This is a genomic window from Micrococcus sp. iso_26, assembly GCF_056172975.1.
Window position 1 is genome coordinate 64,954 of the sequence record NZ_CM149652.1, and the last position, 24,282, is coordinate 89,235.

Sequence of the window (24,282 nt, forward strand, 5' to 3'; positions counted from 1 at the left end):
AAGGACCGTCATGACCGACCCCCACGCCTCCCACGACCCGCGCCGTGAGGCCGCCCGGCCGAGCTGGTACGGGTCCGAGGCCGGTGCGGGCTCCTCCGGCACCGGCTCCTCCGCCGCCGGCTGGCCCGACGCCCCGGCCGGCGACGCCGACCGCGCCGCCTGGGACCGGGCCCCCTCGTACGCCGAGCAGGAGGGGCAGACCCGCCCCGCCTACGGGCAGCCGTACGGCTACGGCCAGGACGCGAACACCGTCCCCGCCTACGGCTACGGGCAGGGCACGCCCGGCCACGGCTTCGGAGCCCCGCTGCAGCCCGGCCAGACCGACGGCGTCGGCCGCTCGGTGGCGTCCATGATCCTCGGCATCATCTCCGTGGTGGGCGGGTTCACGTTCCTCCTCCCGCCGATCGTGGGCGTGGTCCTCGGCCACATCGGCCTCAGGCGCGAGCCCCACGGCCGCGGCATGGCGATCGCCGGCCTCGTGATGAACTACGTGTCCCTCGCCCTGCTGCTGCTCGCCGTCGTGTTCCTCGTGATCCTGGTGATCGCCGGGATCTCCCTGGGCGACTACACCTCGACCTGACCGGCCGGCTCAGCCGGCCAGCAGCAGCTCGAGGTGCGCGGCCAGGGCGAGCAGGGGCGCGGACGTGCCGGGCCGGCCGATGAGCTGGACGGACCAGTTCAGGCCCCGCTCGTCCCGGAGCACGGGCACCGCGACCGCGGGCAGGCCGAGCACGTTGACCATCGAGGTGTAGGGCGTGAACGCGCACTGCGCCTCGTAGTTGTCCTCGGGCTCCATCGCCAGGAAGTGGCCGACCGGCGGGGGCGCGGTGGCCAGCACCGGGGTCATCACCACGTCGACGGCGGCGAACTGCGCCCGCACCCCGCGCGCCCACTCCTCGAGCCGGTGGGCGGCGTCGTCGAGCTCGGCGCGCCCTGCGGCCCGGGCCGTGCGCAGGAAGTGCGCGGCCACCGCGCCCACGTGGGCCTCGGCGTCCTCCGGCAGCGGCGCCCGGAGCAGGCCGGCGGTCCACACCGTGCGGAAGTCCCGGTGGTAGTCCTCGCCGTAGTAGGGGGAGAGGTCCTCGACCGCGTGGCCGCCCGCGTCCAGGGCGGCGGCGGCCTTCGTCAGGGCGGTGACGGCGGGCCGGGCCAGGGAGATCTCGAGGTCGGAGGCGAAGGGCGAGGCCGTGGTGACGCCGATCCGGCGGGCGTCGACGGCGCCCCCGGCCCGGGCGGTCTCCACGGTGCGGCGCAGGTCCGGCAGCACCCGGCCGGGCAGACCCTCGGGGGTGAGCATCACGTCGTAGAGCAGGGCGGCGTCCTCGACCGTGTGGGCCAGCGGGCCCGACACCGTGAGGTTGCGGACCGTGTCCGCGTGCTCGTCCATCGGCAGCTCCCCGCGACCGGGCTTGAGGCCCACGAGCCCGCACGCCGCGGCGGGGATGCGGATGGACCCGCCCCCGTCCGAGCCCGGGGCGAACGGCAGGATCCCCGCGGCGACGGCGGCCGCGGCCCCACCCGAGGAGCCACCCGCGGTGCGGGTGGGGTCCAGGGGGTTGCGGGCCGGCGCCGTGACGAGGTTCTCCGAGTAGGAGTCCAGGCCGAACTCGGGCACGGTCGTCTTGCCGAGGGTGACGGTGCCGGCCCCGCGCAGGCGGAGCGCGAGCGGGTCGTCCTGCGCGGCCGGCGGCGCGTCGGCCAGCAGGGCGGAGCCGAACCGCGTGGGCATCCCGCGCACGTCGATCAGGTCCTTGTACGCCAGCGGAAGGCCGTGCAGGGAGGCGGGGGCGCCGTCGTCGTCCGGGGCGGGGGAGGTGTGCGGACCGGGCACGGCCCGGGGCGCGACGCGCGGGTGGGCCGCGTCCAGCTCGGCCGCACGGGTCCGGGCCCCCTCGGCGTCGAGGAGGGCGAACGCGCCGAGGTCCGCGTGGGCCTGGGCCGCGGCGAGGGCGGCCTCCGTGACCTCCCGGGCGCTCAGCTCCCCGGCGGCGAGGTCCTCCCGCAGGCGCACGGCCGAGCGGTCCAGGAGCCGGGCTGGGCCGGGGGCAGAGGGGGTGCGGTCGTCGTCGTCGGCGGCGGGTGCGGCGTCGGAGGTCTGCATGCGGCCGAGCCTAACGGGCGTGGCCCGGGTCATGGACGGCGGGGCCTTCCTGGGACGTCCGGGCGGGTGGCTACGCTGAAGCCATGAGCGCCTTCGAGACCGTCGATGTGAACGAGATCCCCGCCGATGCAACCATCCTGGACGTCCGCGAGGACGACGAGTGGGCCCTGGGCCGCGCCGCCGGCGCCCAGCACATCCCGCTGGGCCAGCTGCCGGACCGGCTCGAGGAGCTGGACCCGGACACGGACTACTACCTGATCTGCCGCACCGGCGGCCGCTCCGCCCGCGCCGCCGAGTTCATGACCGGCCGCGGCTACTCGGCCATCAACGTGGCCGGCGGCTCCGGCGCGTGGCTCGAGGCCGGCAAGCCGATGGAGGCCGACGGCGACGCCGAGCCCACCGTCAAGTGACGGGGACGGGCTCCGCTGACGCGACGCCGTCGCGCCTGCGCTACGCCTTCCTCGGCCCGGCCGGCACCTTCACCGAGGCCGCCCTGCGCAAGGTGGCGGACCCGGCCGAGGCCGAGTTCGTGTCTGCGGGCTCCGTGCTGAGCGCCGTGGCGGCGCTGCGCAGGGGGGAGGTGGACCGCGCCGTCGTCCCCATCGAGAACTCGGTGGAGGGCGGCGTCTCCGCCACCGTGGACGAGATCGCCCTCGGGGAGACGCTGCAGATCCTCGCGGAGGTGCACGTGCCCATCAGCTTCGTGCTCGTGGGCCGGCCCGGCGTCGCGATGGAGGACGTGCGGCGCGTGACCACGCACCCCCACGCCTGGGCGCAGGTGCGCGGCTGGGCCGAGACGGCGCTGCCGGGTGTGGATTTCACGCCCGCCCCGTCGACGGCGGCCGGGGCCGGCCTCGTGGCCCAGGGCGACTTCGACGCCGCCGTGTGCGCCCCGCTCGTGGCCGAGCAGACCGGGTTGCCGGTGCTCGCCGAGCGGATCGAGGACGTGCCGGGCGCCGTGACGCGCTTCGTGCTGCTCTCCCGGCCGACGGCCCTGCCCGCGCCCACGGGAGCGGACAAGACCACGCTGGTGGTGCCGCTGCCGGAGGACCGGCCCGGCGCCCTCGGGCAGATCCTGGCCGAGTTCACCACGCGCGGGGTGAACCTCTCCCGCATCGAGTCCCGGCCGACCGGCGAGGGCATCGGGCGGTACTTCTTCTCCCTCGACCTCGAGGGGCACCTGGCGGAGGCCCGCGTGGGTGATGCGCTCGCGGCCCTGTACCGGGAGTACCCCGACCTGCGGTTCCTGGGCTCCTACGCCCAGGCCGAGCCCGTGCCCACGAGGGTGCCGGCCGAGTTCACCGACGCCGCGTATCGCTCCGGCCGCGCCTGGGTGGAGTCCCTCCGCTCCCGCTGAGGCGGTGCCGCACTTTCGTTCGGGAAACGGCGGCCCCAGGGTCACTTTCGTTCGGGAAACGGCGGTCCCCGAGGGACTTTCGTTGACGAAACGGGAGGTTCCTAGGCCCCTTTCGTGGCCGAAACGGGACAATCACCACGACGACGGGCCGTCGTCGCGCTTCCCGTCCGCGCGTCGCCCCGGCGCCCGTTTCCCGAACGAAAGCGCTGGGGAAGCCGCCGTTTCCCGAACGAAAGTGCTGGGGAAGCCGCCGTTTCCCGAACGAAAACGGTGGGGAAGCCGCCGCTTCCCGAACGAAAGTGCTGGGGAAGCCGCCGTTTCCCGAACGAAAACGGTGGGGAAGCCGCCGTTTCCCGAACGAAAGCGGGGACGGGGGGTCAGATGTGCGGGGCCGGTTCCGGGACGGGGGCGGCGGCGGAGACGCCGTCGTCGCGGACGGAGGCGTCGTCCTCGGCCACGAGCATCACGACGAGCGAGTCCGGCTGCACGCGGGCGTCGAGGGCGGTGATGACCCCGGTGGCGTCGCCGTCGAGCTGGGAGGGCATCGGCTCGGCGAACTCGACCTTCACGCGCTGGGCCTGCTCCGTGTGCATCGCGGGGACGGAGCTGCGGTGCCGGGTCACGGTCTTCACGGCGATCCGCGCCCAGTCGAGCGCGTGCCGGGGCGAGAGGACCATGACGTCGAGGAGGCCGTCGTCGAGCTTGGCCTGGGGCAGCAGCTCGACGCCGCCCGTGAGCATCCCGCAGTTGGCCACCATCACGGTGCGCACCTTGAACCGGCGGGGCTGACCGCCGTCGAGGGCCACGGTCACCTCGTGCCGCTTGCCGCGCAGGTGCCGTATGCCGGCCTCGCTGTAGGCCAGCCAGCCGGCCAGATCCTTCAGCTCATCCTTGGTGTCGCCCATGATGTCCGCGTCGTAGCCGGCGCCACCGATCACGGTGAAGGTCTGCCGGGTGACGCGCCCGTCCTCGTGCGTGCAGCGGACGTCCACGGTGTCGATGCGTCGCTGCCGGCCCCCCACGGCGATCCGCAGGCATTGCTCGACGTCGTTGATCGGCAGGTCCAGGTTGCGGGCCAGCAGGTTCCCGGTGCCCAGCGGCACCACGCCGAGGGCGACGTCGGTGCCGGCCAGCTGCTCGGCCACGGTGCGGACCGTGCCGTCGCCGCCCGCGGCTATCACGAGCCGGGCACCGGCGTCGAGGGCCTGCCGCGCCATGGCGGTGCCGGGGTCGTCCTCCTGCGTCTCGAGCACGAGCACCTCGCCGAGGCCCTCCGCCGCCGCGAGCCGCTCGAGCTCGCGCCGCACCCGGTCCGCGTGCGTCTTGATGGGGTTCAGCACCAGCGCGACCTCGTGGCGGCCCGTGCCGATGCCGGGCACCTCCTCCAGCCGGCGCTGCACGCCGCCCACCCGCGCGTCGAGGGCGTCCACCAGGAGACGCGTCCGCTCGTGCTGCACGCCGAGGCGGACCTGGCGCACCGCCAGCACCACCACGACGACGACCAGCAGGGCCAGGAGCACCAGGGCGGCCAGCGCCATCCACCACTCGGGAGTCATGCCCCGAGTCTAGGCGTCGGCCCCGCCCGCTAGGCTGGCGCACGTGATCGACGTCAAGGACCTCATCGAGCAGCCCGAGAAGTACCGCGCCTCCCAGGAGGCCCGCGGGGAGGACGCGTCCCTCGTGGACCGCGTGGTCGAGGCGGACGCGTCCCGCCGCTCGTCCATCGCGGGCTTCGAGCAGCTGCGCGCGGAGCAGAAGGCCTTCGGCAAGCGCGTCGCCCAGGCGAAGGGCGAGGAGAAGCAGGCCCTGCTGGCCGAGGTGAAGGACCTGGCCGCGCGCGTGAAGGAGGCCGAGTCGGCCGCCGGCGCGGCCGAGGCCCGCCTCGCGGAGCTGCAGCGCGCCTTCCCGAACCTGATCGTCGACGGCGTCCCGGCCGGCGGCGAGGACGACTTCGTGGTCCTCAAGGAGGTCGGCACCCCGCGCGACTTCGCCGCCGAGGGCTTCGAGCCGCGCGACCACCTCGAGCTCGGCGAGCTGCTCGGGGCGATCGACATGGAGCGCGGCGCGAAGGTGTCCGGCGCCCGGTTCAGCTTCCTCAAGGGCGTGGGCGCGCGTCTCGAGCTCGCCCTGATGCAGCTGGGCCTGGATCTGGCCCTGGAGAACGGCTTCGTGCCGGTCATCCCGCCCACCCTGGTGCGCCCGGAGACCATGCAGGGCACCGGCTTCGACGTCGAGCACGACGACGAGATCTACCGTCTGGAGCGCGACGACCTGTATCTCGTGGGCACCTCCGAGGTGGCCCTGGCCGGCTACCACGCGGACGAGATCATGGACGTGAGCGCCCCCGTCCGGTACGCGGGCTGGTCCACGTGCTACCGCCGCGAGGCGGGCTCGGCGGGCAAGGACACCCGCGGCATCATCCGCGTGCACCAGTTCAACAAGCTGGAGATGTTCATCTACGCCGCACAGGAGGACGCGGAGGCGGAGCACGAGCGTCTGCTGGCGTGGGAGGAGCGGATGCTCGCCGCGATCGAGGTGCCGTACCGGGTGATCGACATCGCCGCCGGCGACCTCGGCCTCTCCGCCGCCCGCAAGTTCGACTGCGAGGCCTGGGTCCCCACCCAGGGCACCTATCGCGAGCTGACGTCCACCTCGAACTGCACCACGTTCCAGGCCCGCCGCCTCAACATCCGCGAGCGGGTCCGCACGGCGGACGGCTCCAAGGGCGGGACCCGCATGGTGGCCACGCTCAACGGCACCCTGGCCACCACCCGCTGGATCGTGGCGATCCTGGAGAACCACCAGAACGCGGACGGCTCGGTCACCGTGCCCGCCGCGCTGCGCCCCTACCTCGGCGGGATGGAGCGCTTCGAGCTGGTCTGAGCGGACGACGTCGTCCCCGGCGGCGCCGGCCGTCCCGCCCGCCTGCCCCGCGGCGCCCCGGCGGTGCCCCGCCGTTCACCCGCGCGTCGCCGCCATGTCCGGGCCGTGTGGTTGGGTGGGGCCATGACGAAGAAGCTCGTATGCCTGGACGTGGACGGAACGATCGTGGACCATGACGGCCATCTGCATGAGCCTGTGCGGGAGGCCGTGCGGGCCGTGCTGGACGCCGGGCACCACGTGGTCATCGCGACGGGCCGCTCCCGCGGGGCCACCCTGCCCGTGGCCCGCTCCCTGGGGATCGGCGCCGGCTTCATGGTGTGCTCCAACGGCGGTGTCACGCTGCGCCTGGACCCCGAGCTGGAGGAGGGCTACGAGGTCACGGACCTGCGCACCTTCGACCCGCGCTCGGTCCTGACCCAGCTGCGCCACCGCCTGCCCAGCGCCAAGTACGCGCTCGAGCTGCCGGACGGCACCTTCCGCTCCACCGAGCGGTTCCAGGACATGTCCTTCGGCGTGGCCGCGGAGGGCGTCACGTTCGAGGAGCTGATGGACACCACGGCCGTGCGCCTCGTGGTGTTCTCCACGGACTCCTCCGCCGAGGAGTTCGGCCGCGCGGTGGAGGGCATCGGCCTGTCCGGTGTGACCTACTCCGTGGGCTGGACGGCGTGGCTCGACGTCGCCGCGGCGGGCGTGACCAAGGCGTCCGGGCTCGAGGCGCTGCGCACCGTGCTGAAGGTGGCCCCCGAGGACACCGTGGCCGTGGGCGACGGCCGCAACGACATCGAGATGCTCCGCTGGGCCGGCCGCGGCGTGGCCATGGGCCAGGCCGTGGAGGAGGTCGTGGCCGCCGCGGACGAGGTCACCGGGCACGTGGACGAGCACGGGCTCGCCACGGTGCTGCGCTCGCTCCTCGAGGAGCCGGCCGCGGTCTGAGCGGCGCGACCGGCCCGGGCCGCCCAGTCAGCCCCCCGCCAAGGTGAGCAGCCGCGCGGCGGCGGGGCGGCAGGCGTGCTCCTCGTTCCAGTAGGAGCGCTGCACCGCCTGCGAGACGGCCTGCGCCGTGATCCCGAGCGCGGCGGCCGCCGGCTTCTGCTGGCCGCGCACCCCGGGCACCAGCAGGTCCAGCACCGCCCACTCGGCGTCGGTCCGGGACCACACGAGCTGCCCGACGAGTCGCAGCACGGCCTCGGCCTCGGCGGCCGCCTCCTCGTCCCGGCCGCGCACGGCCAACGGGATCCGCGCCGTGGACACGGCCGCCGCCTCCACGGCCCGCCGCGCCGCCGCGAGACCTGGCCCGCCGGCGTCGTGCAGGTCCCCGGAGGCGGGCGCGCCCGCCGCACCGTCCGCGTGCGTCACCGTCCCGACGCCGACCCCCACGTTCCAGCGGCGCTGCCGCAGGGCGCGCAGCGCCACGTCCACGGCGACGCCCGGGTCCTCGACGGCGCCGATCAGCTCGTCGCCCACGGCGCGCTGGAACGGGAGCACGACGGCGTCGCCCAGCCCCGGCACGTCCTGGAGGGCGCGCAGGAACGTGTCCACGCGGTCGCCGGCGTCGAGGGTGTCCCGCTGGTTGATGGTGAGCACGAACATGGTCGTCGATTCTGCCAGCCCGCAGACGACGCCGGCCGCCCACCCCGAGGGGTGGGCGGCCGGCGTCGCGCGCGTGGGCGGTGCGGGGGTCAGCGGCCCTGGGGCTCGTCCGTCTCCTCGCCCTCCTCGGTGGCCGGCTGCGCCTCCTCGGTGTCCACCGCGCGGCCCTGGGGCTCGTCGGTCGGGGACTCCTCGCCCTCGGCGTTGAAGCGCTGGATGGAGGCCTCGAGCTCGGCCTCGGCCGCCGCGCGGCCCTCCCAGCCCTCGGCCTTGACCCACTTGCCCGGCTCCAGGTCCTTGTAGCGGGTGAAGAAGTGCTCGATCTCCTGCTTGAGGGACTCCTCCACGTGCTCGAGCTCGGTGATGTGGTCGTAGCGCTTGTCCGCCGGGACGCACAGCAGCTTGGCGTCGCCGCCGCCGTCGTCGGTCATGTTGAACACGCCGACCGGGCGGGCCTCGACGACGCAGCCCGGCACCAGGTCGAAGCCCGGCAGGTACACGAGGGCGTCCAGCGGGTCGCCGTCCTCGCCGAGGGTGTTCTCGAAGTAGCCGTAGTGCGTGGGGTACTGCATGGAGGTGAAGAGCACACGGTCCAGGCGCAGGCGGCCGGTCTCGTGGTCGAACTCGTACTTCACGCGGGAGCCCGCGGGGATCTCGATGGTGACGTCGTGCGCCATGACTCTCCTTCGCACAGAGGGTGGGGTGTCCGGGCGGCGCGGCGCCGACCGGCGGTGCTGCCGTCAGCCTACCGGGGGCGTCCGTCATGATGGACGCATGGGACAGGTGGACACGGGGCGCGCTGGGCGTCGGGATCGACGCACGGAACGCCCCCGGAGCCGCTCGCTCCCCGCCGTCCTCCTGGCCGCGCTCGCGGCCGTCCTGGTCGCCTGCGGGCCCGTGACCGCGCCGCCGGCCCCGTCGAGCACGTCCGCCTCGTCGACGACCGCCGGGCCGACGTCGTCGTCCCCGTCCACCGGCCCCACCGCGGCCCAGGTGGCGGCCGCCGTCGAGCCGGGGCTGGAGACGTCCCCGGGCACCGTCTCCGCTGAGTTCCGCGACCTGGCCACCGGCGAGGTGCTGTACGCGCGGGACGCGGACGAGCCCGTGGCCCCCGCGTCCTCGCTCAAGGTGCTCGCCGCCGCGGCCATCGTCTCCGCCCTGGGTCCTGAGACGACTCTGCAGACCACCGTGGTGGCCCAGCCCACCGCGGACGGCGCGGCCACCGAGCTGGTGCTCGTGGGTGGCGGCGACGTGCTGCTGGGCACGGGCGCCTCGGACTCGAAGCACGTCTCCGGCCGCGCGGGCCTGCGCACCCTCGCGGAGCGGACCGTGGCCGGGCTGGTCGAGGACGGCGTCACCGGGCAGGTGGTGGTCAGCACGGACCTGCGGCTCTTCACGGACCGGACGGCCCTGAACCCGCGCTGGACGTCGGACATCCCGGAGAGCGGCAACATCGCGCCGGTGCAGCCGTTGGCCACCTACGGCGGCCGTGAGGTCCCCGGCACCGGGGAGGACCGCATCGAGGCCCCGGCGCAGTTCGCCGCCCTCACCTTCCAGGCCGCGCTCGACGACGCGGTGGCCGCCTCCGGCGCCGACCTCGAGGTGGGTCTGCGGGACACGATCCCGGCCACCGAGGTGCCGCGCTCCACGGTCCTCGCCGCCGCCCCCGTCGCGGCGGTGGAGTCCGCGTCCGTGGGGGAGCAGGTCGCGTACCTGCTGGCCCACTCGGAGAACCAGGTGGTCGAGGCCCTGGCCCACACGGCCGCGCCCGCCGCCGACCTGCCCGCCACCCACGAGGGCGCCACGCAGCTGCTGACGGCCACCGCCGAGGACCTCGGCGTGGACACCGCCGGGATGGCGCTCGTGGACTCCTCGGGCCTGTCCCCGGACAACCGCGTCAGCGCGGGCCAGCTGGCCGGCGTCGTGGCCGGGGTGGCCCGCACACCCGCCCTGGGCACCGTGCTGGAGGGCCTGCCGCGGCCCGGCGAGGACTCCACCCTGGGCGACCGGTTCCCGGATGCCCCCGCGCGGCAGGCCGTGGCCGCGAAGACCGGCACGCTCGACCAGACGGTCTCCCTCACCGGCACCGTCACCACGACGTCCGGGCGGGTCCTCGCGTTCAGCATCATCTGCTCGGATCTGCAGTGGAAGTTGGAGCCCGCGCGCGCGGCGGTCGATGAGGCCGTCAGCGCCGTCGCCGGGCTCTGATCCGAGGTCCGGGGCCTGTGATCTGATGGAGCCCATGAGCGACGACCACGCGACCGACCGCCCCCGCGCCGCCGCGGACGCCGAGCCGGGCGCCCCCGCCGAGCCGGGCCCCGCCGTCGCCCACCCGGTGGACTGGGCCTTCGCAGCACGGACCGCACGGTCCCTCGCCGCCGCCGGCCCCCGGTTCACGCCGCGGGAGGCGACGCGCGAGGCAGAGGGCCTGCGCGCCGCCGCGGAGGCCGCCGTGCCGCACGTCCACCGCCTGACCGGGCTCGAGGCGGCACGGGACCTGCGCGACTCGCAGGTGCTCGTGGTGGACCGCCCCACCTGGTCGCGCGCCGCCACCCAGTCCTTCGCCACCCTGCTGGACCCCACGTTCGCGCATCTGCGGGACACCCGGCCCCGCGAGCACGCCGCCGCCACCACCCGCGTCACCCGGCACGCCACCGCCCTGGAGATGGGCGGGATCCTCGCCTGGATGTCCGGGAGGATCCTCGGCCAGTACGACCCGTTCATCGCGCTGCCCGGCCCCGGGGGGACGGCGGCCGGCCCCGCCGGCGGACGCCTGCTGCTCGTGGCCCCGAACGTCGCGCAGGTGCGCGCGGAGATCAACGTGGACCCGGCGGACTTCCGCCTCTGGGTGTGCCTGCACGAGCAGACCCACCGCGTGCAGTTCGCGGCCGCGCCCTGGCTGCGCGAGCACCTGCGGGCCGAGATCACGGCGCTCACCGTCGGCCTGTTCGACAAGGCCGAGTCCCTGCCCGAGCGCCTGCGCACCGCGCTCGCGGCGGCGAACCCGCTGGGTCGGGAGGCCGACGCCGGCCGGACTGGGGCGCGGGACGGACACGACGCGCAGGACGCGGCCCCGGCCCGCCCCACGCCGGGCCTGCTCGGTGCGATCCAGGACGAGGAGGACCGGGAGCGCCTGTCCCGGCTGACGGCCGTGATGTCCCTGCTCGAGGGGCACGCGAACGTGGTGATGGACGGCGTCGACTCCTCCGTCGTGTCCTCCGTCAAGACCATCCGCCGCCGCTTCGACGAGCGCGGCGACCGCCGCTCGCCCCTGGACCGCATGCTCCGCCGCGTGCTGGGCATGGACGCGAAGATGGCCCAGTACCGCGACGGCCAGAGGTTCGTGGCCGCCGCCGTGGCCCAGCTCGGCATGGCCGGGTTCAACGTGGTCTGGGACGCCCCCGAGCTGCTGCCGAGCGAGGCCGAGCTCCACGCCCCCGAGACGTGGGTGGCGCGCATCCGTGCCCAGGCCTGAGGCGCGGGACCCGGGGCCGACGCCGGCGGGCGGGGCCGGCGGCCTGCCCGCGGTCGGCGCATGGCCGCCGCGCACCCGCTGGCCCGAGCCCCTGCACCGGGCCGTCGCGGCGGTGCGGGAGGCCCTCGCGGGCGACGGGTCCTGTCGCGCGGATGCCGGGCCGGGCCGGGCGGGGAATCGCCCCCGCGGGCTCGTCGCCCTCTCCGGCGGCGCCGACTCCCTCGCGCTCGCCGTGGCCTGCGCCGTCCTCGTGGGCACCCGGGACGGTGCGCGGCTCGGCCCGATCGGCGCGGCCGTGGTGGACCACGGGCTGCAGTCGGGCAGCGACGCGGTGGCAGCGGCCGCCGCCGACGTCGCCCGCATCCTCGGTCTGACCCCGGTCACCGTCACGCGGGTCGAGGTGGCCCGCACCGGCGACGGCCCCGAGGCCGACGCCCGGCGTGCCCGCCGGGAGGCCCTCGCCGCCGCCGCCCGGGACGCGGGGCAGGGGCGCGCCGCCGTCGTCCTCACCGCCCACACCGCCGACGACCAGGCGGAACAGGTCCTCCTCGGGCTCGCGCGCGGCTCCGGCACGCGGTCCCTCGCGGGGATCCCGGCGCGCGGGACGCTGCCGGGCGGGGCCGCCGTCGCCCGCCCGCTGCTGGGCCTGACCCGGGCGGACACCGAGACGATCTGCCGCTGGGCCGGGCTGACCTGGTTCGAGGACCCGCACAACCGCGATCCCGCGCTGCTGCGTTCGCGGGTCCGCACCCGCGTGCTGCCCGCACTCGAGGACCCCGACGCCGGCCTCGGCCCCGGCGTGCGGGCCGGGCTGGTGCGCACCGCGGCCATCGCGGCCGAGGACGCCGCGGCCCTCGAGGCATGGGCCGGCGCCGAGGTCACCCGGCTGCGCGTCGACCCGCCCGCCCGGGACCCGCGCGTCGTCTCCCTGGATCTGGACGCCCTGGCCGCGCTGCCCGCCGCCGTGCGCCACCGCGTGATCGCGCGCGCCGCCCGCGCCGCGGGAGGGCAGGCCCCGCCCCGCGAACGGATCCTCGCGGTGGACGCCCTCGTGACGGGCGCCCGCGCGGGGTGCACGTCGGCCGGTCCGGTGGAGCTGCCCGGCGGGGTGGCCGCGCATCGGGCGTGTGCCAGACTGGACCTCATCCCCTGCCTGCCCGGTCCCTGACTGCGGCCCGGCCCGGCATTCCCGCACGAGCACTCACCAGGAGCGGCGCATGGACGCACAGGATGTCCAGAACGATCTCACCCACGTCCTCATGTCCCGCGAGGACGTGCAGGACACGATCACGGACCTGGCCCGCCAGATCGACCGCGACTACGCGGACAAGGACCTGCTCATCGTCGCCGTGCTCAAGGGCGCCGTGATGGTGGTCGCCGACCTCACCCGCGCCCTGCACTCCCACGTGGAGCTGGACTTCATGGCGGTCTCCTCCTACGGCTCCGGCACCAAGTCCTCCGGCGTGGTGCGCATCCTCAAGGACCTCGACGCGGACCTCACGGGCCGGCACGTCCTGATCGTCGAGGACATCATCGACTCCGGCCTGACCCTGTCCTGGCTCAAGGCCAACCTGGAGTCCCGCGGCCCGGCCTCGGTCGAGATCTGCACCCTGCTGCGCAAGCCGGAGGCCATGAAGGTGGACATCGACGTGAAGTACGTCGGGCGGGACATCCCCAACGAGTTCGTGGTGGGCTACGGCCTGGACTACGCGGAGAAGTACCGCAACCTGGACTTCGTGGGCACGCTCGCCCCGCACGTGTACAGCTGACCGGGGGCCCGGCGTGGCCCGGCGTGGCCGACCTGTCACGCGTGGTGTCGCTCTGATGCCGGATCTCCGCCCCATTCCGACTCCTTGCGTGACAGGCCGCCGGCGTCCCCGAGGTGACGGCGCACCTCCACGATCACGCGCGTGAATCCGCGGCGAGCGTCGGAGGAGGACACGGTGATGTTCCGGTAGCCCCGTCGCTCGAAGGCCGCGTTGCGCTGCACGTCGCGGTCGATCTGGCGATCCGCGCCGTGGTGGCCGCCGTCGTAGTGCAGGGCCACTCTCGCCTGCGGATAGCCCAGGTCCGCCGTCGCGGGGTGGTGCAGGGAGAACTCCGGGTCCCAGACCTCGAGCTGCAGTGCGGGCTCGGGGAGCCCGGCGGCCGTCAGCGCGAGCCGGAGCCGCGTCTCCTTCGGCGAGTGCGCCCCCACCCGGACCAGCGTGGCGGCGGTGCGGAGCCGTCGTCGCCGGTTGTGCGCGGACGGGCTGGTCTCGGCCGCCTGGGTCAGGGCCGCCCGGGTCCGCTCGGCAGCGTCGGGACCGCCGGACAGTTCCGCCCGGCGGACGAGATGGTCGCCGAGGATGACGAGCTCGTCGTCGTCGAGCAGGGCCGCGAGGTCGACCCAGAGACGGGGCGGGGCGGTGACGTACCAGGCCAGACCGCCGATCCGCACGCGCTCCACGTCCGCGGGCGGGAGCGCCGTCCGGTGGGAGGTGACGCCGGGGAGGGCGAGGCGGCCACGGTCCCGCGGGCGGCTCACGTGGACCTCGTCCCCCGCGTCCAGTCGCTCCGGCAGCCAGATCTCACGGGCGCGGGCCGCGGTCTGGTGCGACACCACCGTGGTGGCGCGGTGCCGGGCGAGTCGCAGCAGGAGCTCGTGTTGGGTGGCCGAGAGCGGGGTGCTCCACCGGTAGGGGGAGGAGCCGGCCGCGGGGCGCTCGACGGCGGCCGGGGCGGCCTCACGCCGGCGGTAGAGGCCCCGGGCGAGGCGTTCGACGTCGGAGCGACGCAGCCGGTTGTGGTCGATGCCGGCGGCCCTCGCCTGCGCGGCGGTGAAGGGGCCGTCCAGCAAGGACGCGGGAAGCGGGGTGGGGCGACGCATGGTGCCAGCCTGGCGCGGTGGGGCGGGCGGCGTCCTGGGCCGCCGTCGGCCTGGGGAGGAGTTCGGGTGCGCGGGGGTCTGTGCAGGCGGGGACGCAGGGGCGTGGCCGCAGCGCCGGCGACCTGTCACGCGAGCGGTCGCTCTGAGGTGCGATCCACGCGCCATTCCGACCTCTCGCATTCCCGGTGGGCGTCAAGACGGCGCTGGCCGACGTCGCCGCCGGCCGACCGCCCGCGCCCTGTCCACCTGACGCGAACAGTCAGCGGACACCCGGGCCGGGCCGGTACCGTGGGGGCTTGACCCGGGCGCGACGTCGGCCCTTCGCCGGCCCCGGCCGCACGGCGGCCGCCCCGGGCAGCCCGGCCCCCGCGGCAGACCAGGAGACACTCGGACCGTGAAGAAGCTGTTCAACAAGCCCTACGTCTGGATCCTGCTGGGCCTGCTGGTCCTCGCCGTCGCGATCCCGCTGACCACGTCGCAGAGCGGCCGCACCATGGTGGACACCAACGTGGGCATGGCCCTGCTGAAGGACGACAAGGCCGCGCAGGCTCGCGTGGTGGACGGGGACCAGCGCGTGGACCTCACCCTGCGTGAGCCCTACAAGCAGGACGACCGGGACCTCGGCAAGGAGGTCTACTTCTACTTCGCCAGCGCGCGCGCCACGGACGTGGTCACCGCGGTGGACGACTCGGCCCTGGACGGCTACACGGACGAGCCGGTGCGGAGCAACTGGTTCCTCTCGCTGCTCGGCTTCATGGTCCCGTTCCTGCTCATCGCACTGCTGTTCTGGTTCCTGATGTCCCGCATGCAGGGCGGCGGCGGCAAGGTGATGCAGTTCGGCAAGTCCCGCGCCAAGCTGATCAACAAGGACAACCCGGACGTGCTGTTCAAGGACGTCGCGGGCGCGGATGAGGCCGTGGAGGAGCTCCAGGAGATCAAGGAGTTCCTCACCGTGCCGGACCGCTTCCGCGCCGTGGGCGCCAAGATCCCCAAGGGCGTGCTGCTCTACGGCCCGCCCGGCACGGGCAAGACCCTCCTCGCCAAGGCCGTGGCCGGTGAGGCCGGCGTGCCGTTCTACTCGATCTCCGGCTCGGACTTCGTGGAGATGTTCGTGGGCGTCGGCGCCTCGCGCGTACGCGACCTCTTCGAGCAGGCCAAGTCCAACGCCCCCGCCATCATCTTCGTGGACGAGATCGACGCCGTCGGCCGGCACCGCGGCGCAGGCATCGGCGGCGGCAACGACGAGCGCGAGCAGACCCTGAACCAGATGCTCGTGGAGATGGACGGCTTCGACGCCTCCACGAACGTCATCATGATCGCCGCGACCAACCGCCCGGACGTCCTGGACCCGGCGCTGCTGCGCCCGGGCCGCTTCGACCGCCAGATCCCCGTGGACGCCCCGGACCTCGAGGGCCGCGCCAGGATCCTCGAGGTGCACGCGCAGGGCAAGCCGATCGCCCTGGACGTGGACCTGCGCTCCCTGGCCAAGCGCACCCCCGGCTACACGGGCGCGGACCTGGCCAACGTGATCAACGAGGCCGCGCTGCTCACGGCGCGCTCGAACAACAACGTGATCGACAACCACGCCCTGGACGAGGCCGTGGACCGCGTGATGGCCGGCCCGCAGAAGCGCACCCGCCTGATGAACGAGCACGAGCGCAAGGTCACCGCCTACCACGAGGGCGGCCACGCGCTCGTCGCGGCCGGGCTGCGCAACTCCGCCCCGGTCACCAAGATCACGATCTTGCCCCGCGGCCGCGCCCTGGGCTACACGATGGTGGTCCCGGAGGACGACAAGTACTCCGTCACCCGCAACGAGCTCCTGGACCAGCTCGCGTACGCGATGGGCGGGCGCGTGGCGGAGGAGATCGTGTTCAAGGACCCGTCCACGGGCGCCGCGAACGACATCCAGAAGGCCACGGACACGGCCCGCAAGATGGTCACCGAGTACGGCATGTCCGCCAAGGTGGGCGCCGTCAAGCTCGGCGGCGGCAGCTCCGAGCCCTTCGTGGGCGGCGCCGCCGGCGGCTCCTCCCGCGAGTACTCCGAGGAGCTCGCGTACCTGGTGGACGCCGAGGTCCGCACCCTGCTGGACCAGGCCCACGCCGAGGCCCACTGGGTGCTCACGGAGAACCGGGACGTCCTGGACCGGCTGGCCTACGAGCTGCTCGAGAAGGAGACGCTGACCCAGGAGGCCATCGCCGCCATCTTCGCGGACGTCCGCAAGCGGCCCGAGCGCGGCGTGTGGCTGGCCTCGGACGACCGGCTCCCGCAGGACATCCCGCCCGTCCTCTCCCCCTCCGAGCGCCGCTCGCGCCACGACGGCGGGGAGCAGACCCCCGTCGGCGTCGAGGGCACCACGGTGCCGGTGCGTCCGGAGGGTGCGCCGCCGTCGTCGCTGGGCGGGGACGCGGCCGGCCCCGGCCTGCCGCCGCACGGCGGTCCGAGCAACACGCCGGGCCCCGGCGAGGGACCGACCTTTTGACCGCGCAGGAGGCCCGCATGACAGCCCACACCCCCGACGACGCCGTCCCCGGCACGTTCGACCCGGACTCGACCGCGGTCGACCGGCCCCGCATCGAGGCGGCGGTGCGGGAGATCCTGCTGGCGATCGGCGAGGACCCGGACCGCGAGGGCCTGGCGGACACCCCGGCGCGGGTGGCCAAGGCGTACGCGGAGTTCTTCGCGGGCCTGCACCAGAGCCCGGACCAGGTGCTCGGCACCACGTTCGACATCGCGCACGAGGAGCTCGTGCTCGTGAAGGACATCCCGTTCTACTCGACGTGCGAGCACCACCTGGTGCCGTTCCACGGCGCCGCGCACATCGGCTACATCCCCTCCGCCGAGGGCCGCGTGACGGGGCTGTCCAAGCTGGCCCGTCTCGTGGAGCTGTACGCGCGGCGTCCGCAGGTGCAGGAGCGGCTGACCACGCAGGTGGTGGAGGCGCTCATGGAGCACCTGGCCCCGCGCGGGGCGATCGTGGTGGTGGAGGCCGAGCACATGTGCATGTCCATGCGCGGCGTGCGCAAGCCGGGCGCGAAGACCGTCACCTCGGCGGTGCGCGGCCAGCTGCGGGATCCGTCCACGCGCTCGGAGGCGATGAGCCTCATCATGCACGGCTGAGGACCACCGACGGCGGAGGAGGACACGTGGACGAGAGCATCGACGCGGCGGCGCGGGAGGCGAACCGCGCCCTGCTGGGGCGGCTGCCCGCGGACCGGACCCTGGTCATGGGCATCCTCAACGTCACCCCTGACTCGTTCTCGGACGGCGGGGAGCACGCCACCGTCCGCGCGGCCGTCGAGCACGCCCGGCGCATGGTCGCGGACGGCGCGGACATCGTGGACGTGGGCGGGGAGTCCACCCGCCCCGGGGCCCGCGCCGTGCCGCCGGCCGAGGAGCAGGAGCGCATCCTGCCCGTGATCGAGGCGCTGCTGGCCGAGGACGTCGTCCTCTCCGTGGACACGCGCCACACCGCCACCGCCCGGGCCACCCTGGCGCTGGGGCCGGTGATCGTCAACGACGTCTCCGGCCTCGCCCACGAGCCGGAGATGCCGGCGCTGATCGCCGCGTCGGGCGCGCCGTACATCCTCATGCACAACCGCGGGAACCCGCAGACCATGGACGGGCTGGCCGTCTACGAGGACACCGTCCCGGACGTCGTGTGCGAGCTGCGGGACGTGGCCGGCCGCTTCCTCGCCGCGGGCGTCGAGCCCGCGCAGCTGATCGTCGACCCGGGCCTGGGCTTCGCGAAGGCCGGCGAGCAGAACTGGGAGCTGCTGCGCGGCCTCGAGTGGCTCCGCGCCATGGGCCACCCGGTGCTCGTCGCCGCCTCGCGCAAGCGGTTCCTGGGTACGCTGCTGGCGGACGACGACGGCACCCCGGCCCCGCCCGCCGCGCGCGACGCCGCCACCGCGGCCATCTCCGCCCTCGCCGCCGCCCAGGGCGCGTGGGGCGTGCGCGTGCACGACGTGCGCGCCAGCGCCGACGCCGTCCGCACCGCCGCGGCCTGGGCCGGGGCGCACGCCCCGGGGGAGCCCGTCTCCGAGGACGTGCTGCCGTGAGCGCCCGGGACCGCATCCGCCTGGCCGGGCTGTCCGCCGTCGGGCACCACGGGGTCTTCGACCACGAGCGCCGGGACGGGCAGCCGTTCGTCACGGACGTGGTCCTCCACCTCGACGCCGGCCCCGCCGCGGCCGGCGACGACCTCGCCCGCACCGCCAACTACGCCGAGGTCGCGGACACGGTGGTCCGCCTGGTCACCGGGGAGCCGGTGGACCTGATCGAGAGCCTCGCCGACCGGATCGCCCGCGCCGTCCTCGCCGAGCAGCCCGTGGTGGCCGCCGTCGAGGTCACCGTGCACAAGCCGCAGGCGCCCATCCCGCACGACTTCGCGGACGCCGCCGTCACCGTGCACCGCACCCGGGAGGACCTCGCGTGAGCACCGTCGACTGGTCGCACCCGGCCGAGGGCCCCGCGCCCATCCCCGAGCTGGGCGCCCGCCCGGACGCGCCCGTCGCGGCCGTGCTGGCCCTCGGCGCCAACCTGCGCGAGCCCGCGCAGACGCTCGACGCCGCCGTCGCCGCCCTGTCCGCGCTGCCGCACATCACGGACGTCCGGGCCTCGCCCCGGGCCGTCACCACACCCGTGGGCGGGCCGCCGGGCCAGCCCGACTACCTCAACCAGGTGGTCACGCTGCGCACGGACCTCGCGCCGTGGGAGCTGCTCGCGGTGGCGCACCGGCTCGAGCAGGACCACCATCGGCGGCGTGAGGTCCGCTGGGGCGCGCGCACCCTGGACGTGGACGTGATCGCCTACGGAGACGTGCGCAGCGACCACCCGGACCTCACCCTGCCGCACCCCCGCGCGGCCGAGCGGGCCTTCGTGCTGCTGCCGTGGCTGTGGCTCGACGCGGACGCCACGCTCGCCGGCACGCCCGTCGCCGACCTCGCCGCCGTCGCCGCGGACGCCCCCGGGGTGCGCCGCCAGGAGCCCGAGCGGCACCGGCTGCTGGCCGGCTCCGACGACGTCGTCCCGCTCCGCCCGGCGCGCCCGGACGCCCTCGGGAGGGAGGCCACGTGATCGCGCTGCGCTCCGGGTGGACCCTGCTCGTGGTGCTGGTGGCCGCCGTGCTCGGCTGGCTGGCCGGGCTCGCCGCGCCGTCCCTGGGCTGGCCGGCGCCCGTGGTGGGCCGCAGCGGCCTGATCACCGTGGCCGCGGTCTCCGTGCTGTGCCTCGCGCTGGGCTGGCGGGTGCGCCGCGACCGGGAGAAGCCCGCCGCCGCGCGGATGGACCCGCTCGCCGCGGCCCGCACCCTCGTGCTCGGCCAGGCCTCCGGCTTCGCGGGAGCGGCCCTCGGCGGCTGGCACGCCGGGGTGGCGGTGCAGGTGCTGCTGCGGGCCGGCGTGGAGGCACCGACCGTGCGGGAGGCCGCCCTGCAGGCCGTCGGCGGTCTCGTCCTGCTGGTGGTGGGGCTGATCGTCGAACGGTGGTGCCGGATCCCGCCTGAGGAGGATGCGCCCGAGGGCGGTCGTGGGCAGGATGGGTCCCCGGGCCAACCGGCCCGTCCCGAGACGGAAGGAGGGTATGCCCGTGCCCGGCATTGACCTGAGCGGCGTGGCCTTCACGCCGGCCTCGCCGCGGCTGGCGACGGTGAAGCTCATCGCCACGACCATCGGCCACCTGATCTGGCTCGCCGCGTTCTCCGTGCCGCTGATCCTCAAGCTCACCGGCCCGTGGGCGGGGATGGCCGCGTGGGTCGCGTGGGGGCTGCCGGCCGTCGTCGTCGTGTCCTGGATCGTGGACCTGATCCTGATCCCGCGGCGCGTGCGCGCGATGGGCTGGGCCGAGCGCGAGGACGACGTCCTGTGGCGCGAGGGCATCCTGTTCCGCAGCGTGCATGCGGTGCCGTACGGCCGCCTGCAGTACGTGGACGTGTCGGACGGTCCGCTGCTGCGCCGGGTCGGGCTGCAGACCCTCACCCTGAAGACCGCCGCCGCGGGCGGGGACGTCACCCTGGAGGGCGTGCCCCGCGAGAGGGCCGAGGAGCTGCGCGAGGTCCTCATGGCGCGCGGCCAGGCGCGGCTGGCGGGCCTGTGAGCGCGGCCGCCCCGCCCCCCGCCGACGACGCCGGCTGGGTCCGCGTCCACCCCGCCTCGCCCTGGGTGCGGGGCTGGACCTTCCTGCTGCTGATCCTGTTCTTCGCGGGCCGCAACGCGGTGGAGGACTTCGCGGCGGGCCGGCTCAGCGGGGAGGACGCCCCGGGCGGCGGCGACGGCAGCCTGCTCGTGGCCGGCGGCATCCTGCTGGGGGTCACCCTGCTGATCAGCCTCGTGTTCTTCTTCTCCTGGTGGTTCACCCGGTTCCGCTGCGGGGAGGACCGGATCGAGCTGCGCCAGGGCTGGCTCTTCCGCAGCCGCCGGCAGATGCGCTACGACCGCATCCAGGCGGTGGACCTGCAGCACCCCCTCGTGGCTCGGCTGCTCGGGCTGGCCACAGTGAAGGTCGAAGCGGCCGACGGCGGCGAGTCCGCGCTCGAGCTGTCCTTCCTGCGCCGCGCCGAGGCCGAAGCGGTGCGCCGGGAGATCCTGGACCGCGCGTCGGGGATGCTCGGGGGAGCCGGGGCGGACGCGTCCGCGCCGGAGCGCGCGGCCGAGCCCGGCCTCCCCGACGCCGACGCCGCGGACGCCGGCGAACTCATGCTGCAGGTGCCCGCGGGGCGGCTCCTCGGCTCCGTCCTGCTCTCCGGAGGCGTGCTGGGGGTGCTGGCCGGGTCCCTGATCTGGCTGGGCGGCCTCGCCCTCGTGGTCGCGCTGCTGCCCGAGGCGGTGCTGGACGAGGGGGAGACCCTGACCGGGATCGGCGCGGCCGCGGCCCTGCCCGCCCTGTTCTCCGTGGCCGGCGTCGCGTGGTCCCGGCTGAACGCCGGCTGGGGTTTCCAGGTGCGCCGCTCCCCCGACGGGCTGCGACTGCGGCACGGGCTCACCGAGACCACCCACCAGACCGTCCCGCCGGGGCGGGTGCAGGGGGTGACCGTCTCCCAGCCCCTGTTCTGGCGGCCCTTCGGCTGGTATCGGGTGAACATGGCGGTGGCCGGGTACCTGCAGGAGTCCGACGGCGCCCGGGACGTCGCGCTGCCCGTCGGCCCGTGGGAGGACGTGCTCCGCGTCCTCACGGTCGTGGCCCCGGACCCGGGCCTGGAGGATGATCCGCGCGCCGCGCAGGGGCTGACCCCCGCCGGGCTCATGCACCTGGGCGTGCACGGCACCGGCACGGAGGGCGGCTTCCAGCACGTGCCGCGGCGCGGCAGGTGGTGGTTCAACTGGTTCGCCTGGCGGCGGACCGGCTTCACGACGACGCGGTCCCTGCTGGTGGTGCGCAGCGGCTGGTTGAACCGCCGGCTGCAGACCCTCCAGCACGAGCGCATGCAGGCGGCCGAGCTGGCGCAGGGCCCGGTGCAGCGACGCCTGGGTCTGGCCACGGTGCGCGTGTGGGTCGCGGGGGCGAACGCCGTGGTCCGCGACCTCGACGAGGACGTGGCCGTGGACCTGTACGCCCGGGAGGCCCGGCACGCCGCCGTCTCGCGTCGCCTCACCGACCGCGACCAGTGGATGCGCCCCGAGGAGCTGGCCCGCTTCGAGCAGCGCACGCGCGAGGTCGCGGCCACCGAGGTGGGCCGCCGCGAACTGGCCCGGGCCGGCGTCGGCGGCGGCGCCGTCGTCGGGGAGGAGAGCGGGGCAGACGTCCCCGCCGTGCGCGGCGAGGAGGAGCGATGACCGGCGGACTCGACCTGAGCCTGGACCCGCATGACCCGGCGCAGCGGCCCGGGCGGCTGGGCGTCGGCGTGGTGAGCGCGGGTCGTGTGGGGGCCGTGCTGGGCTCGGCGCTGCGGGCTGCGGGCCACACGATCACGGGCGTGCACGCCGTCTCCGAGGCCTCGCGGGACCGCGCGGAGATGCTCCTGCCGGGCGTGCCCGTCCTGGAGATCCCCGAGATCCTGCGCCGCTCCGAGATGGTCGTCTTCGCCGTCCCGGACGACGCGCTGGGCGAGCTCGTGGCCGGCCTGGCCGCCGCGGGCCACGTGCAGACCGGCCACCTGCTCGTGCACACCTCCGGCCGCTACGGGGTGGGGGTGATGGAGCCGGTGCGCGCGCACGGGGCGATCCCCCTGGCGATCCACCCGGCCATGACGTTCACGGGGCTGAGCCTCGACGTCGCCCGGCTGCAGGACTGCGTGTTCGGCGTGACCGCGGACCCCGTGGTGCTGCCCGTGGCCCAGGCGCTCGTGGTGGAGATGGGCGGCGAGCCCGTGGTCGTGAAGGAGGCCGACCGGGCGGCCTACCACCTGGCGCTGTCCCACGGGTCGAACCACCTGGTGACGCTGACGGCGCAGGCCCGTCAGATCCTCGAGACGATCGGGGTGGCCGACCCGGAGCGGGTGCTGCGCTCGCTCATGACCGCCGCGCTGGAGAACGCGCTCACCGACGGCGACGGCGCCCTCACCGGCCCCGTGGCCCGCGGCGACGTCGACACGCTGCGGACCCACCGTGAGACCCTCGGCGAGCTCGAGGCCGGGGGACTGTCGGCGGACGTGCGGGCCGTGTGGGAGACCCTCGCCCGCGCGACGACCGACCGCGCCGAGACCCGCGGCGCCCTGCGCGCGGACACGGCGGCGCGGCTGCGCGAGGTCCTCGACGACTCCGACGACCCCCACGACGACTGACCGACCCCCGCCGCCCCCGCTTTCGTTCGGGAAACGGCGGGTCCCGGGCCGTTTTCGTTCGGGAAACGGCGGGTCCGGGGCCGCGCCCCGGCCGTCAGAGGCGGCCGTCGCGGATCGCGGCGACGACGCCGTCTGCTGCGTCCTCGATCTGCCGGTACATCTCCTCGAACTGCGGCCGCGGACACCCGTACGGATCGGGGACCTCGCGCACCCCGGCGCTGTCCGCATCCGACGCGAACTCGCCCATCAGGTGGATCCGGTCCCGCTGCTCGTCCGTGGTCGCGAGCCGCCGCGCGTCGGCGAGGTTGGCCTCGTCCATCACCAGGATCAGGTCGGCCTCGTCCACGAGGTCGGCGGACAGCTGCACCCCCACCGTCGGGAACTCGTAGCCCAGTTCGCCGCCGACCTCGCGGGTGAGGTGATGCGGCCGGGCGCCCACGTGCTCGTCGGACGTGCCGGCGGAGGTGACCTCGACGTCGTCGAGACCGGCCTCCGCGAGCTTGCGGTTCAGCACGGCCTCGGCGGCGGGCGAGCGGCAGATGTTCCCCAGGCAGACGGTCATGATGCGCATGGGGCCAGTGTCTCAAGTCCGGTCGGGGGCGGCGGACGACGACGGCCCGCACGCTCGCCTCGTCGCTGGCGGCACGACATCGGGCGCGTCCACGAGTGCTCCCGCTGGGGGATCGCAGGCCTCCGGCGGTGTGTCCCCCCGGTTCCTCGCCGTTTCTCGAACGAAAGCGCTGCGACACGCCGCCGCTTCTCGAACGAAAGCGCGGCCGGCACCGTTTGTTCCGGCGACGGTGGCGCCCGGCGCGCCTGGCAGGATGGAGGCCATGACCGACCAGCCCGAGATGAGCCCCCTGACCGAGCCCGAGCGGGAGTGGGTACGCGTCCGCCGCGACTTCGCCGCGCAGGAGGGCGTGGACCACCTGGACCTGGACGCGGTCGCCGCCTACTACGACGCCGTGCTGGCCCGCTCGCAGGCCGAAGCCGAGGAGCTGGACCCCGAGGAGCTGGCGGTGCTGCTGGACGTCGTCGCGGTGCTGCTCGGCGAGCACCTGGGCGCGCGCCACGGCATGCAGTGGGTGACGGTCGCGGACGAGGAGGGGCCCGCCCTCGCGCTGCGGGATACCCTCTCGGACGCCGTCGTCTTCCCGCAGCCGGTGGTCGGCCAGAGCTGGAACCATCAGGCCACGGGGGAGTGGATGGGCGAGTACGTCGACTGGCTCGGCGAGCAGCTCCAGCAGATCCGGGCCGACGCCGGCACGCGGCCCGGCGCCTGAGG

The 24,282-nt window shown here is 75.1% G+C and carries 25 protein-coding genes; 19 read left to right on the plus strand and 6 right to left on the minus strand.

The window, feature by feature from the left end:
* Positions 1–10: 10 nt before the first annotated feature.
* Positions 11–580, plus strand: coding sequence for a DUF4190 domain-containing protein (locus AC0VX0_RS00305; protein ID WP_041103506.1), 570 nt, complete (start codon positions 11–13; stop codon positions 578–580).
* A 9-nt stretch (positions 581–589) separates the two neighbouring features.
* On the opposite strand, the gene AC0VX0_RS00310 is transcribed toward AC0VX0_RS00305, so the two are convergent.
* On the minus strand, positions 590–2,101 hold the full coding sequence (locus AC0VX0_RS00310; RefSeq protein WP_101965660.1) for an amidase: 1,512 nt from the start codon (positions 2,099–2,101) through the stop codon (positions 590–592).
* Positions 2,102–2,184: 83 nt separating this feature from the next.
* Here AC0VX0_RS00310 and AC0VX0_RS00315 point away from each other — a divergent pair, with 83 nt between their 5' ends.
* Positions 2,185–2,511 (plus strand): rhodanese-like domain-containing protein, encoded by a 327-nt coding sequence (locus AC0VX0_RS00315; protein WP_002858251.1) that lies wholly within the window; start codon positions 2,185–2,187, stop codon positions 2,509–2,511.
* Complete coding sequence (gene pheA / locus AC0VX0_RS00320; protein WP_036316234.1) at positions 2,508–3,458, plus strand: prephenate dehydratase; 951 nt, start codon at positions 2,508–2,510, stop codon at positions 3,456–3,458. The genes AC0VX0_RS00315 and pheA overlap by 4 nt, the downstream gene beginning before the upstream one ends.
* A gap of 377 nt (positions 3,459–3,835) precedes the next feature.
* Here the strand turns inward: pheA and AC0VX0_RS00325 are convergent, their stop codons facing one another.
* Positions 3,836–5,014, minus strand: a complete 1,179-nt coding sequence (locus AC0VX0_RS00325; protein WP_377635957.1) for a diacylglycerol/lipid kinase family protein — start codon at positions 5,012–5,014, stop codon at positions 3,836–3,838.
* A 43-nt stretch (positions 5,015–5,057) separates the two neighbouring features.
* On the opposite strand from AC0VX0_RS00325, the gene serS reads away from it, so the two are divergent.
* The gene (gene serS, locus AC0VX0_RS00330) at positions 5,058–6,341 is read left to right on the plus strand and encodes a serine--tRNA ligase (protein WP_020625280.1); all 1,284 of its coding nucleotides are present in this window, start codon (positions 5,058–5,060) and stop codon (positions 6,339–6,341) included.
* Positions 6,342–6,464: 123 nt separating this feature from the next.
* Positions 6,465–7,274 (plus strand): HAD family hydrolase, encoded by an 810-nt coding sequence (locus tag AC0VX0_RS00335; protein WP_113914111.1) that lies wholly within the window; start codon positions 6,465–6,467, stop codon positions 7,272–7,274.
* 27 nt (positions 7,275–7,301) lie between these two features.
* Here the strand turns inward: AC0VX0_RS00335 and AC0VX0_RS00340 are convergent, their stop codons facing one another.
* Together AC0VX0_RS00340 and AC0VX0_RS00345 are read right to left on the minus strand one after the other, a co-directional pair.
* Entirely contained in the window at positions 7,302–7,931 is a 630-nt protein-coding gene (locus AC0VX0_RS00340) for a hypothetical protein (protein WP_376173741.1), read from the minus strand.
* 89 nt (positions 7,932–8,020) lie between these two features.
* The gene (locus AC0VX0_RS00345; RefSeq protein WP_113914112.1) at positions 8,021–8,608 is read right to left on the minus strand and encodes an inorganic diphosphatase; all 588 of its coding nucleotides are present in this window, start codon (positions 8,606–8,608) and stop codon (positions 8,021–8,023) included.
* 220 nt (positions 8,609–8,828) lie between these two features.
* Here AC0VX0_RS00345 and AC0VX0_RS00350 point away from each other — a divergent pair, with 220 nt between their 5' ends.
* Genes AC0VX0_RS00350 through hpt form a run of 4 tightly spaced genes read left to right on the plus strand, consistent with a single transcriptional unit; the run spans position 8,829 to position 13,175 of the window.
* Entirely contained in the window at positions 8,829–10,139 is a 1,311-nt protein-coding gene (locus AC0VX0_RS00350) for a D-alanyl-D-alanine carboxypeptidase/D-alanyl-D-alanine-endopeptidase (RefSeq protein ID WP_233490709.1), read from the plus strand.
* Positions 10,140–10,173: 34 nt separating this feature from the next.
* Positions 10,174–11,406 (plus strand): zinc-dependent metalloprotease, encoded by a 1,233-nt coding sequence (locus AC0VX0_RS00355; RefSeq protein ID WP_020625286.1) that lies wholly within the window; start codon positions 10,174–10,176, stop codon positions 11,404–11,406.
* Positions 11,393–12,574, plus strand: coding sequence for a tRNA lysidine(34) synthetase TilS (gene tilS, locus AC0VX0_RS00360; RefSeq protein ID WP_102708240.1), 1,182 nt, complete (start codon positions 11,393–11,395; stop codon positions 12,572–12,574). The genes AC0VX0_RS00355 and tilS overlap by 14 nt, the downstream gene beginning before the upstream one ends.
* A 49-nt stretch (positions 12,575–12,623) precedes the next feature.
* Positions 12,624–13,175 carry a hypoxanthine phosphoribosyltransferase gene (gene hpt / locus AC0VX0_RS00365; protein WP_002858265.1) on the plus strand — a complete coding sequence of 184 codons (552 nt, stop codon included), beginning with the start codon at positions 12,624–12,626 and terminating at the stop codon, positions 13,173–13,175.
* 35 nt (positions 13,176–13,210) lie between these two features.
* Here hpt and AC0VX0_RS00370 read toward each other — a convergent pair whose 3' ends face one another.
* Positions 13,211–14,275: a type IV toxin-antitoxin system AbiEi family antitoxin domain-containing protein gene (locus AC0VX0_RS00370; protein WP_036316222.1), complete on the minus strand. Its 1,065-nt coding sequence runs from the start codon at positions 14,273–14,275 to the stop codon at positions 13,211–13,213.
* Positions 14,276–14,669: 394 nt separating this feature from the next.
* Here AC0VX0_RS00370 and ftsH point away from each other — a divergent pair, with 394 nt between their 5' ends.
* Genes ftsH through AC0VX0_RS00415 form a run of 9 tightly spaced genes read left to right on the plus strand, consistent with a single transcriptional unit; the run spans position 14,670 to position 22,997 of the window.
* Positions 14,670–16,760: an ATP-dependent zinc metalloprotease FtsH gene (gene ftsH, locus AC0VX0_RS00375; RefSeq protein ID WP_101965658.1), complete on the plus strand. Its 2,091-nt coding sequence runs from the start codon at positions 14,670–14,672 to the stop codon at positions 16,758–16,760.
* A gap of 17 nt (positions 16,761–16,777) precedes the next feature.
* Positions 16,778–17,398 (plus strand): GTP cyclohydrolase I FolE, encoded by a 621-nt coding sequence (folE, locus tag AC0VX0_RS00380; RefSeq protein WP_010079671.1) that lies wholly within the window; start codon positions 16,778–16,780, stop codon positions 17,396–17,398.
* A gap of 26 nt (positions 17,399–17,424) precedes the next feature.
* The gene (gene folP / locus AC0VX0_RS00385) at positions 17,425–18,339 is read left to right on the plus strand and encodes a dihydropteroate synthase (protein ID WP_144819847.1); all 915 of its coding nucleotides are present in this window, start codon (positions 17,425–17,427) and stop codon (positions 18,337–18,339) included.
* Positions 18,336–18,716 (plus strand): dihydroneopterin aldolase, encoded by a 381-nt coding sequence (gene folB, locus AC0VX0_RS00390; protein ID WP_144819848.1) that lies wholly within the window; start codon positions 18,336–18,338, stop codon positions 18,714–18,716. The genes folP and folB overlap by 4 nt, the downstream gene beginning before the upstream one ends.
* Positions 18,713–19,357, plus strand: coding sequence for a 2-amino-4-hydroxy-6-hydroxymethyldihydropteridine diphosphokinase (folK, locus tag AC0VX0_RS00395; protein WP_357191113.1), 645 nt, complete (start codon positions 18,713–18,715; stop codon positions 19,355–19,357). The genes folB and folK overlap by 4 nt, the downstream gene beginning before the upstream one ends.
* Entirely contained in the window at positions 19,354–19,881 is a 528-nt protein-coding gene (locus tag AC0VX0_RS00400; RefSeq protein WP_475451733.1) for a DUF3180 domain-containing protein, read from the plus strand. The genes folK and AC0VX0_RS00400 overlap by 4 nt, the downstream gene beginning before the upstream one ends.
* Complete coding sequence (locus AC0VX0_RS00405) at positions 19,862–20,374, plus strand: PH domain-containing protein (protein ID WP_020625296.1); 513 nt, start codon at positions 19,862–19,864, stop codon at positions 20,372–20,374. Before AC0VX0_RS00400 ends, AC0VX0_RS00405 begins: the two co-directional genes overlap by 20 nt.
* Positions 20,371–22,050, plus strand: a complete 1,680-nt coding sequence (locus AC0VX0_RS00410; RefSeq protein ID WP_221844703.1) for a PH domain-containing protein — start codon at positions 20,371–20,373, stop codon at positions 22,048–22,050. Before AC0VX0_RS00405 ends, AC0VX0_RS00410 begins: the two co-directional genes overlap by 4 nt.
* The gene (locus AC0VX0_RS00415; protein WP_020625298.1) at positions 22,047–22,997 is read left to right on the plus strand and encodes a Rossmann-like and DUF2520 domain-containing protein; all 951 of its coding nucleotides are present in this window, start codon (positions 22,047–22,049) and stop codon (positions 22,995–22,997) included. The genes AC0VX0_RS00410 and AC0VX0_RS00415 overlap by 4 nt, the downstream gene beginning before the upstream one ends.
* Positions 22,998–23,091: 94 nt before the next feature.
* Here the strand turns inward: AC0VX0_RS00415 and AC0VX0_RS00420 are convergent, their stop codons facing one another.
* Positions 23,092–23,568 carry a low molecular weight protein-tyrosine-phosphatase gene (locus AC0VX0_RS00420; RefSeq protein WP_070708525.1) on the minus strand — a complete coding sequence of 159 codons (477 nt, stop codon included), beginning with the start codon at positions 23,566–23,568 and terminating at the stop codon, positions 23,092–23,094.
* A 262-nt stretch (positions 23,569–23,830) separates the two neighbouring features.
* On the opposite strand from AC0VX0_RS00420, the gene AC0VX0_RS00425 reads away from it, so the two are divergent.
* A complete protein-coding gene (locus AC0VX0_RS00425; protein ID WP_020625300.1) occupies positions 23,831–24,280 on the plus strand; it encodes a DUF3806 domain-containing protein in 450 nt (149 codons plus the stop codon).
* Positions 24,281–24,282: the final 2 nt, after the last annotated feature.